We start from the raw sequence: 18,126 nt of genomic DNA, 5'->3' as shown, positions 1-18,126 counted from the left end.
GAACTGAAATGAGGAGCAACAGCTCTTGGACCGGTGCCAAGGGCTGTTGCTTTTTTTTATAAGAAGCTAATAAAACAACTATGAGTTTAGCCGCATCAGAATTGATTTTGAATCCCGATGGCAGCATTTATCATTTGAATATGCAGCCCGAACAACTGGCCGATACCGTTATTTTGGTTGGAGATCCTGAGCGAGTGAGTAAAATCAGTTGCTACTTTGATCGTATAGATACGGAAATTCGCAAAAGAGAATTTGTGATCCATACCGGAGAAATGGGCGGGAAGCGCATCACGGTCATGTCGACAGGTATGGGGACCGATAATATTGACATTGTTATTAATGAGCTAGATGCTTTGGTCAATATTGATTTAAAAACAAGGACCCTCAAAAAAGAATTGCGTAGCTTAAAGCTCGTACGAATTGGCACCTCGGGCAGTTTGCGAGAGGATATTCCCGTAGGCAGCTTATTGATGAGCCGTTATTCGATTGGCTTGGAAGGCCTATTGGGCTTCTATGAGCGGCCCATGAGCGAAAAGGAAAACGTATTGGCCCAAAAAGCCCAAGCTTTGTTGGCGGAGTTGGACTTTGGTATTCGTCCGGAGGCCGTCAGTTGTGGAACAGCACTATTAGAGCAATTTCGCCCTGCTGGCTTTTTAGAGGGCATTACGCTAACGGCAACGGGCTTTTATGCTCCACAAAACCGGGAGCTCAGAGCCAAGAACCGCATGCCAGCGCTATTGTCGAAATTTAGAGCCTTAGAATTTGATGGCTACAAAGCGACCAATTTAGAAATGGAAACGGCTGGAATTTATGGCTTGGCTACGGCTTTGGGCCATCAGGCCCTTTCACTAAATGCCATTTTGGCCAACAGAGAGGCGGGGATCTTCCACGATCAGCCTAAACAATTGGTCAAAGAACTGATTGAGAAGAGCTTGGAGTTAATTTAAAGTGTACGGTAGTTTTGTATATTGTCTTTTTTAGTTTATATTGAGAGTGATTTATTTGAAGTTACCTCAATACAGACTTATGAACTGGAGTACGATTCCATTTTTCCGTTTACTTTTACCGGGCTTATTGGGCCTATTGTTAGCGTATTGCCTGCCTTGGGCGGCTGCGGCCCATTGGGGCTCATATTTATTTTGGGGCGTATTGCTTCTTCTATTGCTTGGGCAATATTTGGGGCGATATTCCCCATTTTTTTGGCGTTTTTGGGGCTTGGGTTTGCAGTTGCTGCTCATCTTGGGGGGCTATGTTTGGACCTATGAGCGGGTTTTACGGCCAAGAGAGCAGCCTATTCCCTTAGTTTGGACCGAGTTTCGGGCCAGGGTAAATAGTTTACCTCAAGCCAAGCGCAAAACCGTACAGCTGCAGTTGCAGCTAGCCCATTATTATGAAGCGGACAAAGGCTGGATAGTTTGTCAGGAGCCGCTGTTGCTCTATTTGCCCAAGGATAGTCAGGCTTTGGCCCTCAATTATGGCGATGAATTGGTCCTTTTGGGCAAGCCTAGGGCTTTTGAGGCGCCCAAAAACTACGGTCAATTTGATGCTCGGGCCTATTATGGTCAAAAGGGGATTTCGGCCCAGATGTATAGTAAAAATTGGCATTTATCGGCCAAGGCGGCGCCTAGCTTTTGGGGTGTATTAATTGATTGGCGTTTATTTTTAAAGGCGAGATTGCGGCGGTTAATTCCCCATCAGGATGCTGCTTATTCGGTGGCGGCGGCTTTGATTTTGGGCGACAAAACCGATTTGGACCAGGAGCTTCGGCAGGCATATTCGGCGACGGGGGCCAGTCATGTTTTGGCGGTTTCGGGCTTGCATGTAGGCTTGTTGGCTAGTATTTTAGGGGCCATAATCAAATTATTTAGGCGAAAATCGGCCTGGCGGTACTCTTTTCGAGAGGCTATTTTATTATTGTTAGGCATTTGGTTATTTGCCTTATTGACGGGGGCGGCGCCCTCGGTTTGTAGGGCCAGTAGTATGTTTTCGCTTTTGATTCTGGGGCAGTGTTTGGGCCGAAACTCCTCGATTTATAATAGTCTTTCGGGCTCGGCTTTTTTGCTTTTGTTATATGATCCCGCCAATTTGTGGAATTTAGGTTTTCAGCTTTCTTATTTGGCTGTTTTGGGCATTGTTTATTTTCAGCCCAAGCTTTATCGCAGGTATTATTTTTCTTTTTGGCCCATGCAGTACATCTGGGGCTTATTTACGGTTTCTTTGGCGGCGCAACTGGCTACTTTGCCGCTCACGCTCTATTATTTTCATCAGTTTCCCAGTTATTTTTGGTTATCGGGTTTGTTGGTGGTGCCTTTGGCGGGCATTCTTTTGCCTTTGGGCATGGCGGCTTTATTGTGCTTAGATATTCCCATTTTGGGCGGACTTTTATCTTGGCTGCTCGTTTTTCTTTTGCGTTTGATGAATGGGGCCATTTTGGCCATAGAGACTTGGCCAATGGCCAAAATATCGGCTTTTGAGTTGGCTTCTTGGGAGCTACTGCTGGCTTATTTTGCCATTTTATCTTTGGTATTGAGCTTAGCTTGGCGGCGGATAACGCCCTTATTGCTAGGAGCTTGTTGTTTGTTATTCATTTTGGGCCATAATAGTTGGCAGCAGTTGCGGGCCGAAAAGCAGGCGCATTTGGCGGTTTATCAGAGCAATCGAGGGCTGTATATCGACTATTTTCATGGCCGAAGGGCCTATAGTTATTATGATTCGACGGTTTGGTCTTCGGCTCGGCAGCGGGGATATTTATCGGCGGGTAGTCAGCGGCGGGCTAAAATAAAAACCTTGGAAGAGCAGCCCGTTGCTAGCAAGCAAAATCAATGGTTATTATTGGGCCAAAAGCGGATCTTGCTTCTTTATCAGTGGCCTGAGCATTGGCCCGAAAAAAAGATTGATTATCTTATCGCGGATACTCAGCTTTCGGATAGTTTGTTGTTGCCCATCATGCAGCAGCAACCCCATATACAATTGATTAGAACATCTTTAGGGAGATGATTTGGGGCCCGCGGCCAGCTTTGCTGGCCGCCGCTATGCTGCGGGGCTCACAGGTCTGTTCGGCCCTTCAGCCGCCTTTGGCGGCTTCGGTCTGGCCCTTTGGGCCACGGCTGCGCAGCGCTGGGCCGTTTGGCCTTCGGCCATGGCGGCTTTGCCGCCTGCCATTCATCGCCTAGGGACAAGAAAGGGCACACACAAGATTTTAATATTAGTCCCTCAACTTTTTCTGTGTAGAGAGGGAAGGCTAAAGTAAAGAAAAAGCCTTTTAACAGCTGAGCGGTTTTGGGCCCATGGGCTGAAGTTCAGGACCGCTTAAAGATTATATTGGCTAGCCTTTTCTGCCATGGGCTGAAGCCCATGGTTGCGGGGCTATGCAAACTGGCGGGCTAAAGCCCTTGTTTGCTATAAATGATAAAGCTGTTTATTACAACTCATTATGATATATATCCATCCTACAGGCCCGCAGGGCCGCAGGCAAAGGCCAAATGAAAGCCCTGCCACTTCTATCCTTTGCTTTAATTTCTTGCTATTCTGCGTTATTTTTCTCAGCCATAGCTAGGGCTATGCCTTTAAAAAATGCCTTGACTAGCCTGAAATTTTTATCAAAGGATGGCCGAGAAGTTCATTTTATGAGGGTTTCAACCCTCATTCATCAATCATTGCGAAGCAATACCATGCTTGCTGTAGGTTTCAACCTACAGTTAAAAGGGCCGAAGGCCCGCAGGCCTAGGGGCCTGCAAGGGTGCCGCGCAGCGGCAGACCCAGCCAGCTTGCTGGCGCAGGGCCGAGCAGACCTGCGAGCCCTGCAAGGGCCCGGCCGCCGCAGGCGGTAGGCCCCAAAAAAATCCCCTCCAAAGAGGGGATCGTATAGTTTAGAACTCTCTGCCGCGCAGCAAAACATTTTGTTGATGTTGAGCGATTAGTGGCCTCATTTCTTGGATCATGCGTTCGGCTAGCTCTTGTTGTTCTAGCAGGCTTAAATTTCGGACATTATCAAACTGTCGTTCATGCACCAACTCTTTTTGCAAATACTTATACTTCCAGCAAATACTGAGGTGCCCGGTACTGTAATGAAAGTTGATGATCTGGTTTTTTCCCTGCTGCCAAAGATTAAAAGAGCGCTGGTCTAGGGGGACGATTTTGCCCTGCCCATTAAAGGCGGCTTGGTTGAGGATATGGACTACAGTCGAAAATTTTTCGGCTAGGCTTTGCTCCTCTAGTTCGTAGCGGTCCTCGCTTAGGGCAGAAGAGAATTTGAAGAGGCTGTAGGCCAGGATAGCTAGGCCTATAATGACAATGGAGCTGAACATATAACTGCGGTTTAAAAGGCCTCTGAAAAAGAAGAGGGCCGAGTAGAAAAATTACCATTGCGCTGTAGGCGAAGGGTGTAAGTGAGTATTTGGTTAGAGAGATATTGCAGGCCATCTTTGCCTGTGAGGGTGTTTTGCAGAAAGCCGCCCTTTAGGTTGTTACAGGCATTGGAGGGCATTTTTTTATAGGGATGCCAGCTTTTGCCATAGTAGAAAAAGGGTTGGTAGGAGCCATTGGGCAGGCGAAAGGTATAGCTGCCGCCCGCAGAAATATAGGCATGGTCGACCACCTCATCCCAGCGGTCTTTAATGCTCACAATCACATCTGATTCATAAGGCGCACGCACCCGAATTTCTGAGCAATTGCTCCGATAGCCACAACTTAGTCCGCGGCCGAAGCAGTTGGCATAGGGCTGTGCTCCCGTATACAGGCTGTTGCCTTGGTATTGTTGGACCTCAATTTCTTCTACAAAACTGGAGAGGGCCGCCGCATGATAACTGCTTGTGCTGCTGGGCCAATCTATACTTAGGCCGCCCGATTGTAGCGTTTTACTTTGCCCTGTGGCGAAACTAATAAAAGCTGTTTTCCCTCGCTGATCGAGCAAGTTTTTCCCCTTGCTATTGAGTCGGCGACGATAGCTGTTCCAGTCTCGATCGAGTTGTTTTTGGGCCGCTTGCGAGCGGTTGGCGGCAATCTGCTCATCAATTTGTTGCCAAAGGGCTTCAAATTCTTCTTCGGGCACTGTTTTGATCAGTTTATAATCGGGTAATTCTAAAAACCCTTGGCCCTCTGCTTTGCTCTCACTAATGAGTTGGCGTTTGATTTCGATCTGGATTTTATCCACAAATTCGGCATCAAAGCGCTTGGCAATTTTGGCCTCAATTTGGGCCCATTGGCTATCCACTTTTGCATTTTGAAAGCTAATTTTTGCTAGCTCAATATGGTCCTGCATCTGCCGCTCAACGGGGTATTTGTTGAGCCAAAATTGCTTGTAGAAAACAAAGACACCAATGCTGGTATCATAAGGAATGCTGTCTAGCTGAAAGCTGTCATTTTGCTTAATAAGGGCCTGAACTTCTGGCGTTTGTTGCTGGATAAGTGCTTCTTTTAGCTGAAGCGCAGCTTGTTTTCTCTTGGCCAAAATTTGAGGGAGCTCTTCTTGCTCAAATCGTTTTTGCCGCTGTTGTCCATCCCAGGCCGCAACCAAAAAGACAATAATAATGGCCAAGGCGGTCAGGGTCAATACTTTGTTCTTGTTAACCATTAGGCGCGCATTCTTTTTTCTAGGTCTCTCAAAATAATTTCCTTGGCAATGCCCTCGGCAATCTGTTTTATCAGTACTTCTACCAATAGGGAGACCACTTCAGCTTTGAAGCCCAATTCCCGGGCAGTTGCTACACAGACACGGATTTCGTTTTTGTCAATATCCCCGTCAATCATCATCAGCATGACCATCTCATAAAGGTTGATCAGGCGGCTAGCATCGGAGCTAGGCGGAACATAGCTGATGATAGTCGGATCTCTAAAGATGGCCAAAAATTGATCTTTGGGAGTGCCTCTTTGAACGGCAATATGACTAATGAACTTCAGCTCTGCCTTATCTAATACTCCATCAGACATGGCTAAGCTGACCAAGAGCTGAAGGTGGCTGAGATTTTCTCTTTTTCGGCTGCTCAGGCTAGGGCTGTAGCTGCCCCTTTTGGTCGATGAAGGGCTAGCCGTTGTCGCTTTGCTTTTGATGGGGCGCTCTTCTTGGCTGTAAATCTTCCAGAGGATAAAAGCGATAACAATAAGTAGAATAATAATCATAGGTATTAATTTTTGTTTATTGAAGTGGTTTGTTTTTCTTCTTACTTTTTATAATCTTTAAGTGAAGGTCTTTTGTTATTTCTTCAACTAGTTCTTTGGGCAAATCCAATCTCTTGGCAAATCTGTAGCAGTTAATAAATTGCGCTTTAGTGGGGAGCCCCTCCACATGCATCATATGGACCAAATCTTCTAGTGCCCTCACTCGATGTTCCCATTTTCTGGGCGGGTGGTACCGAAATTTTTTGACGGGTTTTTTGAGCAGCATATAAAGCTCTTCTGTAGAGACGGCCGTAACTGTGGCTATTATTTTGAGATATTCTAGCTGTACTGGACTCACTCCCTTAGAATTACTTGATTCTGCAATAGTAATCAGTGCAAGCATATGGCTTTTTCGCACTTTTTTGGGCGAGTAGCGTCGGGCAAATAGATACATTTGCCATAGAACAAAGAGAATAATAATAATTGCTGGAACCATGTTTTACTGTTTTTTTGGGCGTTACTCCCTTTGGTCGTCGAAGACGCCCTAAAGGGCTTGTTGTGGCCGCTCAGCTGTATTTTTTTCTTTTGGCTATATTCTTCGGCGGTTAAATTTATGGGGGGGCTTTCTATTTGGCCTTTAATTTTTTACGACAATCACCTCTGCTTGGCGGATGATTTGGCTAGCCTGCATATAGCCAGGGAGAATAATGCGGAGGATTTCTCGGTCCTGATGATCTCGACTAGGTTCGCTGCCCAAGACCTTGGCATAGGATTCAATGAGTTGATTATCGGGAAACACAATAGGTCGAATACCAAAGCGGTCGAGTAAGCGCAGCATTTTTTTACGCATATTGATTAGCGTTTTAAGGGCTTTACGAGCTTCTTTGCTTTCTTCTTCCTCTTCTTTATTGTTTTGGCGCTCTATTTTTCGATCGAGGCCATCAATCATTTCAATTAGGCCCACGGCAAAGTCTTTTAGCTGTTCGTATTGGGCTCTTTCTGCCTTTTCTATTTGGTTTTTGAGTTGGATTTCTTTTCGGCCAAAGGCAACGAAATAATCCTTGAGTTCTTTTTCTATAGCTGCTTTATCCATCTTAGAAGTTGTTTTAGAGTTGGTTGGGATCAAAAGGGTTTTGGGCGAGTTGGTTTAATGCTTTGATTTTGGGCAGCTCTGGCTGCTCAAACTTTCGGGGGCGCTTGGCCCGAATACGGTCCAGAAATAGAAAGTCGGCGGCTAGGCGTTTGGCTGGATCGAGCAGTTCTTTTTGGGCCTGCATAATATCTTTGGGCGAGTATTTTTTTTCTTTGCGTTGTTTGGCTAGGGCCAAAGGCAGCGCTTTTTGAATGTCTTTTTTGCTGGCGTTTTGGTCCAGATCTAAAACATCGTATGGATTGTGTAGCATAGCTATAATTAGATTTTTGAAGTAAAGCGAGTGGAATATCTTGATTTAGGGCCCGAAGGGCCCTAAACGGCCTAGCGATGTGCAGCAGTGGCCGTCAGGCCAGACCGAGCCGCTGAAAGCGGCGAAGGGCCGAGCGAACAGCGAGCTGCGAAACGTAGCGCCGCAAGGCGAAGCCGCAGCGGAGGCCCCGAAAAAATCAACTAAAATAATCCTTAATTTCTTGGAGTCTACGGACCATTCCTTGGCCTCCATGATTGAGCGTATGGCCTATACTATCTAGCTTATGAGAAATGGAAAAGCTGTATTCATTATGCCCTAGTTGGCTAAAAATGAGGTAGTGCAGAATGGGGTCACTGTTCTCTAAGATTTCATAGCAATCGTTATAGGCTGTTTTTAGGGCTTTTTGAAGCTGGAGCTGATAGCTGTAAGGCACTCTTTTATAAAGGCTTTTGATAGTGCTCCAGCCAGAGGTGTCAGCGCTGAAAGCATGTTGGCGAGCGACAATTTCTACGATGGTTGCTAGGTTGTTCTGAATCCGATTGCTATTGGGATCCAAATCATAAGCTTCTATCATATAATTTAAGGATTGAGTTGGCTGAATTTTTTCAGCATTGTATTCCGCAATTGCTGCATTACAGATATAGTCCGCCTGGATTTGCTGTATCTCCTGATCTTGTTCAAAAACTGTTGTGCGTAAAAAATCTAGAAGTTGAACATGCTGAGGCTCTCGCGTTTTATGGTCCAGATGTTCATTAAGCTGTTGTATGCAGCTAACTTTTAAACGTTGATAGTGCTGAGGAAACTCTCTTTTTAGGGCCTGTAGTGATTTGAGCTGAAGCTTGGCCTGTCGTAGGGCCAGCTGAGGCTGCCGTTTAAGTTGCTCAAATAATAAAGGAAGGTTTTTTTCTGTCTTCTGAGCCAAATGAAATGTCTTAAATAGATCTGGGATGTATTGCTCGCTTACGGTTTGGCTATAAGGCAAGATGAGGTCGATATCCTCGGTGTTTTGCTTGAAGTGGTTGAGTTGGCTGAGACTGATTTCTAACAAAATATTTTCGGCAGATTCCATAATGTAGGGACTAGCCAGTACTATATCAGATTCCTTAAATAATTTGCAGGCTAGAGCCAAAGCCGCTTTTTCTTTTTCGTAGAAGGCTAGTAGGTCAGCGGGTAATTGATTGTTGATTAGGTCTTCCAACTTTTTAAGTAAGCGCTGTTGGACCTGGCCTAAGTCAATATTTTGTTCATTGGGTGCTCTGCTATTGATATTTTCGGGAATATATAGCTCTTCATAGCTGTATCCCAAGATATTATGCACACTAAAAGAGTAGTCATCATCCCATTCGGTATCCTCCAAAGAATCAAAAATAACTTCATTAGTATAAATCGCGGTTAGCCAGCTAGCTAGGGCTTTTTTTATTCGTTGCGTCTGACTATAGTCTCCAGCCACCAATAATCTAAAGGCGGTAACGGCTGCCAGTTTAAGACTGGAGCTGTCGTAGTAGAAGTCCTTATCTTTGGTCAATAAATCAAAGAGTTCGGCATAAGATTGATTCTTAAGGAGGAGACCTTTTATTCTATCTCCAATGTATTCTTTTATTTCTTCTAGCTCCTCTTCTCGCTCCGGATAAAAGAAGGACAAGGCCTCCGAATAAGTATCCCAGTTCTCGTCTAGGGCTTTGAGCTTTCGCAAATCGCTTCCATAAATTGTAGCATTATAGACCGCCAGCAAGCTCAACATTGTTTTTTGTTTTTGCTGTAGGCAGTAGCGTTTAAGCTCAATAATTTGGGGGTTTCGGCTATAGGTTTCTAACCAGCTAATCTGCTCTAGGGCGGCTTTAAACTGTTTCTTTTGGGCCAGTTGAAAGGCTAGTGCATAGCGGATGGCGGCCACCTCCTTTTTATCGCTATGTCGGTGGAGGTAGTACTCATAATATTGAATGCGACTAGAGGGAATATCCCCATAAATAGCCGTCAAAACATATCTAAAGTCAAATCGGCCAATATGGCTGCGGGCTTGGCTAAACTTATCTTTGAGCAGACGGGCATAGTCCGCCGCTTTTTTATAGATGGCCGCTGCCTGTTTATATTGTTTGGCTTTTTCTGCACTTTGGCCCTCTTCTAGGGAAAACTGCAGCAGATAATTTACTTTTTCTTCTAAAAAGGCTTCTAGGGCAGTTGTTTTATAGCTCAGTTTGGCTGCGGCCAAGAGTTGCTGCACAAAGCTGGCCCAATCATTTAGGTTGGCTTTTTTGCGTAGGGGGTTAAAGCTATATTCTAGTTGTTGGAGCTGTAGATTGGCTAAGGCGGTTTGTAGCTCTATTTTTTCTTGGCTGCTTAATTGACTGGGAAAGCGCTCTAAAGCTTGGAGTACTTGAGCCAGAGCTTGGGGCTTTTTTTCGGCCCTCATTTTTTTTAAATAAATGCGATTATAGAGGCGCTGGGCGTCTGCGCTTTTCTCCCAAAAAGGCTGGATAAGCGTCAAAGCAGTCGCTTCATTCTTTCTTTCAAAAAGCGCTTTGGCCTCAGCTAAGATAATCTCCTGTGCAGTTGTACTTTCTTTGGCCAACTGCTGTAGCTCGCTTAGGTAAGGGGCTAGTTCTCTCTTTTTTTGACGATTGCTTAAAAAGAGATAAAAGAGCCGCTGAGCCTTAGCTGATTGGGCCTTGTAGGTTCTAATTTCGGGCAGATATTGTTCTGCTTTTTTGTCCTGTTCAAAAAAAGGAGCCAAAAGGAGGATCCATAAACGGATAGCATTTGCCTCTTTTTGGTCTAGCAAAGGCTGTAAAAGCTGTTTTTTGTCGCTAATTTTTAGCTTGCTTTCGGCCTCAGGCAGCTCTATGTACTTAAAGAGTAGCTTTTTGGACCAGTCCGCCTCGGGGGCAGAAAGGACCAGATGCCGAAAGGGAATAAACTCTTTTTTGGCTAAGAGCTGAGCTGCATGTTCAGCCAACCAATTTTCGACGAAAGGGTAGTCTTCTGCCAAAGGAAGCAGAAAGTCAATAGCGGCCTGTTTATTTTCGCTTTGCAGTAGGGCTGGCCCATCTTGCTGCAAAAATTTCTCGGCTATTATGGGGTATTGTTTGTTCCCCGATTTAAATAGCTTTAGGGCAATTTGGGGCTGGCCTTGTTCTAGGCGTTTTTTGGCCTTTTTGAGGACCGTGCCGTAGTTGTTGTAGTAGGCGCTGTAGACTCCTGCTAGGACCAAAATGAGGGCAATGACAATAAGGTACATAGTTTGGGTTTATAGGGCTGGAATAGTCAGTTTTTGGCCTACTTTAAGCATGGCATCTAAGGCGAGCTCATTAGCTTCTAAAAGGCGCTTGTATTCTTCGTCTTGGCCATAAAAGAAACGAGCCAAGCGAATGGGCGAATCGCCTGCTTTTACGGTGTAGACATAAGCGGATTTAGGCTGTTGTGCTAAGGCTTGGCGGAGGCTGTCGCTTTCTGTTCTCAGTTGTTTAACTTGTTTTTGCAAGGCCAGCATTTCTTCTTTTGAGGGCCCTTCTTGTTTGGCCATTGGAGCGACGCTCTTTTTGGGCCAAATAAAATATAAGAGGACTGCTAGGGCCAGAAAACTAGCTCCCCAAGCAATTAAAATGGGGGTTCTGCCTTGACGTAGCGCAGCCTGCTCTCTTTTTTCGGCTTGTTGTTTAAGTTGCTCTTTTTCTATACGCTCTTGTTCATCAAGTGCTTGCAATAAGAAAAAAGGCCGCAAATCGCTTTCGCATTGGGGACATTGCTGGCGGTTTTCTTCCAAACCAGCTAGTTCACAAATAGGACAATTCATCTTCTTGAGTTTTTGGGCTAAACCTGATTTTGCAGACTAGAATAGAAACCGCCGCAGCTTGCTGCGGCGGCTCCAAAATAAAATGAGGACCTAGCCTATCGCTTGAGGCTAGTATTGATAAAGGCGGCTGAACTGTCTTCTCCCAAGTATTTTTGTCTGAGGTCCTGATGTTCATTCAATATGGCAAAGCCTTCATCAACTTGGCCCCGCTCCATTTTTCGCTCGGCTTGGTCGTGAATGTCTCTGAGGCGTCGAGAGTCACTCATGCTTCCTTTTTCTTTGGCTCGATTGGCGGCCACAATAAATAGAAAGAGGTCTAGTAGCCCCATAAAGTTACTAATGAGCTCTTCTAGCTTTTGTCGCGCCTGCTGAATGGCTAGAATGTCGTTTTCTAGCTCAATCTTTTGCAGCAACATACGGATCAACTCACTGGCCTCTCTACCGATTAGGTTTTCGTAATTATTGAGCAGAATCCGAGCAATCATCATATTGCTGTCGGCGGGCTCATGGCTGCTTTCTTCTTGATAATGCTGGGCTTGGGCCACTTCTTCTTTTACTTCATAGATGTGTTTGTCCCAGAGCTGGCTATCGTCATCTGCGGTTTGGGCCAGTTGGTTGGTGGCCTTGAGGCGTTTGACCAAATCGCTCTGTAGTTTTTGCATCTGGCTAGCATTGGCCCCAGAGCGGTTAAAGTTGTTGATCTCCTCATCAATTGTGCGGTAAAACTTCTGGTCCTTATTGCCTCGGGTAATATGAATTTCGGACTTTTGATTGGGCTTGTTCTTGGGCGCAACCAATAGCTTGAGGGTGTTGTCGGTGTCGACCTCAAAATGAAAAATAAAGCTGCTATTGGCGGGATAGTCTTCTTCTAAAACCAAAAAGCCCAAGCCAATTTCTTCTTTGCCGCCTTCCTCTTTATTAGAAAAGAGCTCCACTTTAATTAGCCTTTGCTGATCGGCTGCTGTTTTGTACTCTCTTTGCTCCACAATGGGGAGGGGAATCTGCCGCTCAACAACCCGCTCAAACTCTTCTTGGCCGTTTTCATCTTCTAGGCGCACATAAATATCATGAGAAGAGCTGTAGAGGACCTGAAATTCTTCCTCTTCTTCTCCCCAGTCTTCCTGCTGCTCCAGTTCTCCACTATTGCCCAGACGATGGGCCAAAATAGCTGCACCTTTGGCTACGGCATTCATAGGGTCTTCGCTTAGTTGTACTTTGGCGGCCCCAAATCGCTGCATCAACATCTCATTGACCAAAGGGATTCTAGAACTTCCCCCCACCAATAAAATGGCATCGATCATATTTTCCTCATAGTTCAGTTCGGCCAATAGATCATCAATCAAGCGAATGGTTTTGGCAATAGTGGGCCGAATGAGGTCCTCAAAATCAGTTCGGTTAATCTCTATGTCAATGTCAATAAGGTCGCCTTCCTCATCTTCCAACAAATCATCCAATTCAAAATGGCTCCTTTTGCGCTTACTCAAGTCCTTCTTGATGCGCTCTACTTGCTTGCGACTCTCGGCCGCAAAGGCAAAACGAGTTTTTTCTGGCGCATTTTCCAAAAACCGATGAATATGCCCTTCTTCTAAGTCAAACTCATTTTCAACTAGCTGGTAAATATGTTGGCTCAACAAGCGGTCAATATCATCGCCGCCCAGCCAACGGTCGCCGCCCGTGCCTTGCTCCATAAATAGCCCATTAGCTACCGTGAGGACCGAAAGGTCAAAGGTGCCACCACCAAAATCATAGACCAAAATGGTTTTGCTTTCTTCCGTTTTTTGGTCTACACCATAGGCAATAGCGGCCGCTGTGGGTTCTGCCAATAGTTTAGAGACAATCAAGCCTGATTTCTCCGCCGCCTTTTTGGTCGCATTTTTCTGCTTATCATTAAAATAGGCCGGGACCGTAATCACGGCATGGCTCACCTTATCGCCCAAATGGCTCTCGGCATCTCGCTTGATTTTACGCAATACCTCCGCCGAAATATCTTCGGGAGAGTATTCCCGACCATGAAGAACAATGGCTAGGGCATCTTCTGAATTGTGCTTTTTGCGAATGCTATATTTATAGTAGCCATCATTTTTTTTGCTCTCCTTAACCATTTCTTGCACCATAGGGTGGCTAAAGGGCATGCCCATCAAGCGTTTGGCCGAAAAAACGGTATTTTTGGGGTCTAGGGCCAACTTGCTATCTACTGCTATTTTTCCAATGCTCGCCTGCCCACTGCTATCAATATGCACCACCGAGGGGGTGTTTTCTTCTTTTTCAATATTGGGCAATATCTTGGTATCAAGCACCTTATAGGCCATCACGCTATTGGTGGTGCCCAAATCAATTCCAATGACTTTCTGCATAATTTGTCGCCTGTTTATAGTAATGTGAATGCAGGCAGCAAATAAAAAACTTGGCCAACTCTATAACCCTTGATTTATAGGGGTTTAGTTCTTTTAGCCTCTGCATAAACTGATAGCCCCTGTCAAATATTGATTGTTTTTTACGGGCTTATTGTATCTTGCCAATTTTAGAACTTAAGTTTATGCAAACAGAGAAAGAACGGGCGGCCTTTATGCGCAACCTACAGTACAAAGCCTATGGATTATTGGCGATAAAGCTAGTCGTTATCGGACTACTTTTCTTTTATCTAGACAATGATCCCTGGATGAATTGGCTGCTTTTGGCCTATTTGCTCTTTAGCCTCTTCCGAACCTTCCAAATGCTCAAAAAGGGCAAATCACTGATGGGAGAGTAGTAGACTGTTTTGGGGCGTTACTCCTTACAGTCGTCGAACGGCGCCCTAAAGGGCTTGTTGTCGCTGCGGCTTCGCCTTGCGGCGCTACGTTCCGCAGCTCGCAAGTCTGCTCGGCCCTGCGGCCTGACGGCCTTGGTCTGCGGCTTCGCCGCACTGCTGCACATCGCTAGGCCGTTTGGCCGCGAAGCCGCTATCTGCAGCCACAGCTAGCAGGCGGCAGTATGGAGATAGTTTTATTAGTCTCTCAACTTTTTCTTGGGTTTTTGAAAAAGGGAGAGGTGAAAAAAAGTGTCTTTTAGTGACTGGGGGGGGAGGCCCATGGGCTGAAGCTCAGGACCGCTTAAAGATTATATTGGCTAGCCTTTTCTGCCATGGGCTTCAGCGCATGGTTTTGGGTCTATGCAAACTGGCGGGCTAAAGCTGTAGGTTAAAACCTACAGCCAATTAACGAATGCATTTTAATATAAAATGGAGGGTTAAAACCCTCCATAAATAAACAGCTTTCCTTGTATTAGAAGACATTATGGGCCGATGGTTTTAACCATCGGCCCATTTTTATTGCGTTTAGCTTGGCCTCTTTTGTTGCTGTAGGTTTTAACCTACAGGTCCATATTGTACAGGACCCTAGGGTTCCTATAAAATTTATGACTATAGATGCAGAATGGGGTTGTTGTATGGCTGCGGGTTTCAACCTGCAGCCACGGCTAGCAGGCGGCGAAGCCGCCGCAAAGGAGCGAAGCGACTTGGCCTAGGGATGGAAAAGGGGGCGGCGAAGCCGCAGACCGAGCAAAATGAGCGTAGCGAATTTTGCGAAGGGCCGAGCAGACCTGCGAGCCCTGACACAGCCCGGCCGCCTTTGGCGGCAGGCCCAAAAAATAAAAATCGAACAATAAAAAAAAGGGCCAAGAACTAATAACTTGAACCCTTGCTTAGGTTTGGGAAAAGCCTGTTAGGGGAGGCCGTGGGGCCCTGAAAAAGGCGCCGAGGGCAAAAGAAAGGCGGGGCTGTCCATCCTATCTGGAAACAATTTCTTATTTTGGACAGAAATCAAAAAAAATTGCCATGCCCACAAACAAAAATGCTTTATTGCGCTATCAAGTGTTGAATAATTGTTTTGGAAACCCCTACCGCAAGTATTTTATACAAGATCTTATTGCTGCGGTTAATGATGCCTTGGCCGATGAGGGCTGTAAGGTGGGGCGAAGTCAGATTTATAATGACATTAAGTACATGGAAAGTGAGTTGGGCTATCGGGCGCCAATTAAGCGCTTGCGAGAGGGGCATAAGGTTTATATGCGCTACGACCCCATAGATTTCTCGATTCATAAAACGCCTTTGGGGCCCAAAGAAAACGCACAATTAGAAGATGCCCTGAATATTTTGGAGCGTTTGGAGAGCTTTCAGAGCTTTGATTGGTTGACGGAGCTTCTGCCCAAGATTAAGCAGAAACTAGGCTTTGCTCGCCCCGAACAAGCCTCAATCATCTTTTTTGATGAAAATAAAGATTATCAGGGCCTAGAGCATTTGCGCCCTTTGTTTACAGCGATTAAGGAAGAGCAGTGTCTGCGTATTGCCTACCAAAGTTTTCGAGAAGAATCGGGAAAAGAGGAGTTCAATTTTCATCCACAGGTCCTCAAACAATACAATAAGCGCTGGTTTGTTTTCGGTCGAGATGAAGACCGAGATTTTGACTATCGCAATTTGGCTCTAGACCGCATCCAAAAGTTAGAGGATAGCCTTTTGGCCTATAAAAAAGTGGAAATTGACTGGGAAAATGATTTCTTTAAGGACATCATTGGGGTATCTAAGGATTGGGAGCAGCAAAAAGAAGAGATAAAAATTTGGGTGGCAGCCGAACAAGCCCCCTATACCGAAAGTAAACCCATTCATTCCTCTCAAAAACTGCTAGAGCGTAGAGAGGATGGCAGTATTGTGATTAGCCTAGAGCTGCGTCCCAATTATGAACTGCAACAACAACTGCTGATGGCGGCCGAAAAATATAAGGTCTTATCGCCAGCTTCTTTACAAACTTTATTATACCATCGCCTCAAAAAGGCGGTAGAGCGTTACGAACCCTAAATTTAGTCTTATGCGATTTCTTAGCCTTTTACTTTTGCTTTTTGGCCTTGCCGCCTGCAATTTAGACCTCCCTTCTGCGGATAATCCTAGTTTTTCTAGCCTAGAGTACTTCTATCTGGCCCAAGAAAAACACAACCACGGAAAGTTTGATACGGCTTATGCACTATATACAGCAGCCATCGAAGCTATTCCGGAAGAACCCGAGTTTTATTATGAAAGAGGGCGCTTGCTCTATGATATGGACCGCTATAAAGAGGCCCTAGCCGATTATGCCCAAGCTATTAAGTTGGATGAAAGTCAGGCCAAATACTATCATGCTCAAGCCGTTATTTATGCCGAAGAAGAACAGTTTGATTTGGCTTTGCCCGCTTTGCGAAAAGCCGTGGAAATTAGTCCCGAAAATGAAAGCCTGCACTCACTTTTAGGCGATATTCATTTGCAACAAGGCGATACCTTGGGCGCTTTAGATGATTATCAGGCCTTTTTGCGTTTGCAACCTCAGCGGCCGGATTTTAGAGATAAGCTGGCCAATATTTACTATAGTTTGGGCAATATGAAAAGAGCCCGAAAAGAGGCGGAGTTGGCCCTGCGCATGGATGATAAAAATGCCAATTACTATTATACTTACGCCCTTATTCTTAGCGAACTTGGAGAAGATGCCCTAGCTTTGGACGGCTGTCGAAAAGCCCTAGAATTAGATCCCACCCAACGCGATTTCTATTATCTAGCCGCTGTCATGGCACTCAATATGGGCGAAAATGCCGAGGCTTGCGATTATTTGCAAAAAGCAGCTGAGGCCGGCGATGAGGATGCGGTCGAACTACAGGCAGAATACTGCGCTCAAAATTCTTAAGATGATTGTTTATCGTGTTATCCGACAGCGAGAAATGACTGACTTTTTGGCCCATGACCCCAGTTTTGCCGGGGCTGGGCCTATTGCGATTAGCCAAATTCGTGGCGCTTCTCATGCCGCAAATCCCCAAGCTGAAGCCGAGGACGTTTTGCTCCTTTTGGCAGAGGAAGATGGGCTTTTGGTCGGTTATTTGGGCGCCTTGCCCAATCGTTTGCAGGGAAAAGTAGGAGAGGAGCGCTTTGCTTGGTTGTCTTGCCTCTGGATTGATCCCAATATGCGGGGAAGAGGCTTGGCTAAATCACTTTTGGAGCAGATGTATACGGCTTGGTCGGGCCGCCTGATGATTACGGAGTTTACTCCCGCCGCCAAAGGACTCTACGACAAAAGTGGTTATTTCCAAGATTTGGCCCAACCCAAGGGCCTCCGTCTTTATTTGTATAGCCCCCTAGCCAAGGTGCTGCCCAAAAAAGACCCCAAAAAATGGCGACCCTATTTGCCGCTCTTCAATTTGTTGGAACAGCTGTCTTTTGGCCCCCAAAATATGCGCATGCTCTTTTTGGCCAAAGGAAAATACCGCTGCGAATCAGACAAAAATTGGCGGCCCGAAGCCAATAAGCTACTGAGCGAGCAAAAAGAGGGCTTTCTTCGGGGACCAAAAGATTTTGACTGGATATTAAATTATCCCTGGTTGCAAGAAGGTCCAGAAGATGAAGCGGCTAAACGCTATTACTTTTCTAGCAAAGCCCAAAGTCTAGACAATGGCTATCTCTATTTTTATGAGGGCCAAACGCTAAAAGCAGCCGTTTTGTATTTGTTGCGAGACGGTCATTTGCGCCTACCTTATGTCTTTATGCCCCAGGCCGATGCCAGCGAGCTCATTCGAGCGCTGCTATTTTGGATGCGCCAAAAACGAGTCATTTATCTAACCACTTATCAAGAACAACTTGTAGAGGCCCTGCAGGCCAAGAAATGGCCCTTTTTGGGCAGCCGCCCCCAAGCAAGACATTATATTATCACGCATCCCTTGGCCAAAACCCTAGGCGATCAGCCTTTTCCTATTCAGGATGGCGATGGCGATGCCGCTTTTACTTAATGATTACATTTTTTAGTCCTTCAACTTTTTCTGGAGTTAGTAAAAATAAATCTCAATAGAATT

15 protein-coding genes are annotated in these 18,126 nt (G+C 45.6%); 6 read left to right on the top strand and 9 right to left on the bottom strand.

The window, feature by feature from the left end:
- Positions 1-80: 80 nt before the first annotated feature.
- Together OP864_RS16215 and OP864_RS16210 are read left to right on the top strand one after the other, a co-directional pair.
- Positions 81-947 (top strand): nucleoside phosphorylase, encoded by an 867-nt coding sequence (locus tag OP864_RS16215; RefSeq protein ID WP_270099195.1) that lies wholly within the window; start codon positions 81-83, stop codon positions 945-947.
- A gap of 79 nt (positions 948-1,026) precedes the next feature.
- Positions 1,027-2,997 carry a ComEC/Rec2 family competence protein gene (locus OP864_RS16210; protein WP_270099194.1) on the top strand — a complete coding sequence of 657 codons (1,971 nt, stop codon included), beginning with the start codon at positions 1,027-1,029 and terminating at the stop codon, positions 2,995-2,997.
- 872 nt (positions 2,998-3,869) lie between these two features.
- On the opposite strand, the gene OP864_RS16205 is transcribed toward OP864_RS16210, so the two are convergent.
- From OP864_RS16205 to OP864_RS16165, 9 genes are all read right to left on the bottom strand, one after another.
- Positions 3,870-4,307, bottom strand: a complete 438-nt coding sequence (locus tag OP864_RS16205) for a hypothetical protein (protein ID WP_270099193.1) — start codon at positions 4,305-4,307, stop codon at positions 3,870-3,872.
- An 11-nt stretch (positions 4,308-4,318) separates the two neighbouring features.
- Positions 4,319-5,572 (bottom strand): hypothetical protein, encoded by a 1,254-nt coding sequence (locus OP864_RS16200; protein ID WP_270099192.1) that lies wholly within the window; start codon positions 5,570-5,572, stop codon positions 4,319-4,321.
- The gene (locus OP864_RS16195) at positions 5,572-6,117 is read right to left on the bottom strand and encodes a tellurite resistance TerB family protein (protein WP_270099191.1); all 546 of its coding nucleotides are present in this window, start codon (positions 6,115-6,117) and stop codon (positions 5,572-5,574) included. Before OP864_RS16195 ends, OP864_RS16200 begins: the two co-directional genes overlap by 1 nt.
- A 16-nt stretch (positions 6,118-6,133) precedes the next feature.
- Positions 6,134-6,592, bottom strand: a complete 459-nt coding sequence (locus tag OP864_RS16190) for a hypothetical protein (protein ID WP_270099190.1) — start codon at positions 6,590-6,592, stop codon at positions 6,134-6,136.
- Between the two features lie 141 nt (positions 6,593-6,733).
- Positions 6,734-7,189: a nucleotide exchange factor GrpE gene (gene grpE / locus OP864_RS16185; RefSeq protein WP_270099189.1), complete on the bottom strand. Its 456-nt coding sequence runs from the start codon at positions 7,187-7,189 to the stop codon at positions 6,734-6,736.
- Between the two features lie 13 nt (positions 7,190-7,202).
- Positions 7,203-7,499: a molecular chaperone DnaJ gene (locus OP864_RS16180; RefSeq protein WP_015694380.1), complete on the bottom strand. Its 297-nt coding sequence runs from the start codon at positions 7,497-7,499 to the stop codon at positions 7,203-7,205.
- A 196-nt stretch (positions 7,500-7,695) separates the two neighbouring features.
- Positions 7,696-10,734 carry a hypothetical protein gene (locus OP864_RS16175; protein WP_270099187.1) on the bottom strand — a complete coding sequence of 1,013 codons (3,039 nt, stop codon included), beginning with the start codon at positions 10,732-10,734 and terminating at the stop codon, positions 7,696-7,698.
- Positions 10,735-10,743: 9 nt separating this feature from the next.
- Entirely contained in the window at positions 10,744-11,289 is a 546-nt protein-coding gene (locus tag OP864_RS16170; RefSeq protein WP_270099186.1) for a LysM peptidoglycan-binding domain-containing protein, read from the bottom strand.
- 95 nt (positions 11,290-11,384) lie between these two features.
- Complete coding sequence (locus OP864_RS16165) at positions 11,385-13,643, bottom strand: Hsp70 family protein (RefSeq protein ID WP_270099185.1); 2,259 nt, start codon at positions 13,641-13,643, stop codon at positions 11,385-11,387.
- A gap of 182 nt (positions 13,644-13,825) precedes the next feature.
- Here OP864_RS16165 and OP864_RS16160 point away from each other — a divergent pair, with 182 nt between their 5' ends.
- The 4 genes from OP864_RS16160 (at position 13,826) to OP864_RS16145 (ending at position 18,063) form a co-directional block, all read left to right on the top strand.
- Positions 13,826-14,038 (top strand): hypothetical protein, encoded by a 213-nt coding sequence (locus tag OP864_RS16160; RefSeq protein WP_015694376.1) that lies wholly within the window; start codon positions 13,826-13,828, stop codon positions 14,036-14,038.
- A gap of 1,062 nt (positions 14,039-15,100) precedes the next feature.
- Complete coding sequence (locus tag OP864_RS16155) at positions 15,101-16,117, top strand: helix-turn-helix transcriptional regulator (protein ID WP_015694370.1); 1,017 nt, start codon at positions 15,101-15,103, stop codon at positions 16,115-16,117.
- Positions 16,118-16,127: 10 nt separating this feature from the next.
- The gene (locus OP864_RS16150) at positions 16,128-16,970 is read left to right on the top strand and encodes a tetratricopeptide repeat protein (protein ID WP_270099184.1); all 843 of its coding nucleotides are present in this window, start codon (positions 16,128-16,130) and stop codon (positions 16,968-16,970) included.
- A 1-nt stretch (position 16,971) separates the two neighbouring features.
- Positions 16,972-18,063, top strand: a complete 1,092-nt coding sequence (locus tag OP864_RS16145; protein ID WP_270099183.1) for a GNAT family N-acetyltransferase — start codon at positions 16,972-16,974, stop codon at positions 18,061-18,063.
- Positions 18,064-18,126: the final 63 nt, after the last annotated feature.

The organism is Saprospira grandis (assembly GCF_027594745.1).
GTDB lineage: Bacteria > Bacteroidota > Bacteroidia > Chitinophagales > Saprospiraceae > Saprospira > Saprospira grandis.
This window is presented reverse-complemented; position numbering and strand designations above follow the sequence as displayed.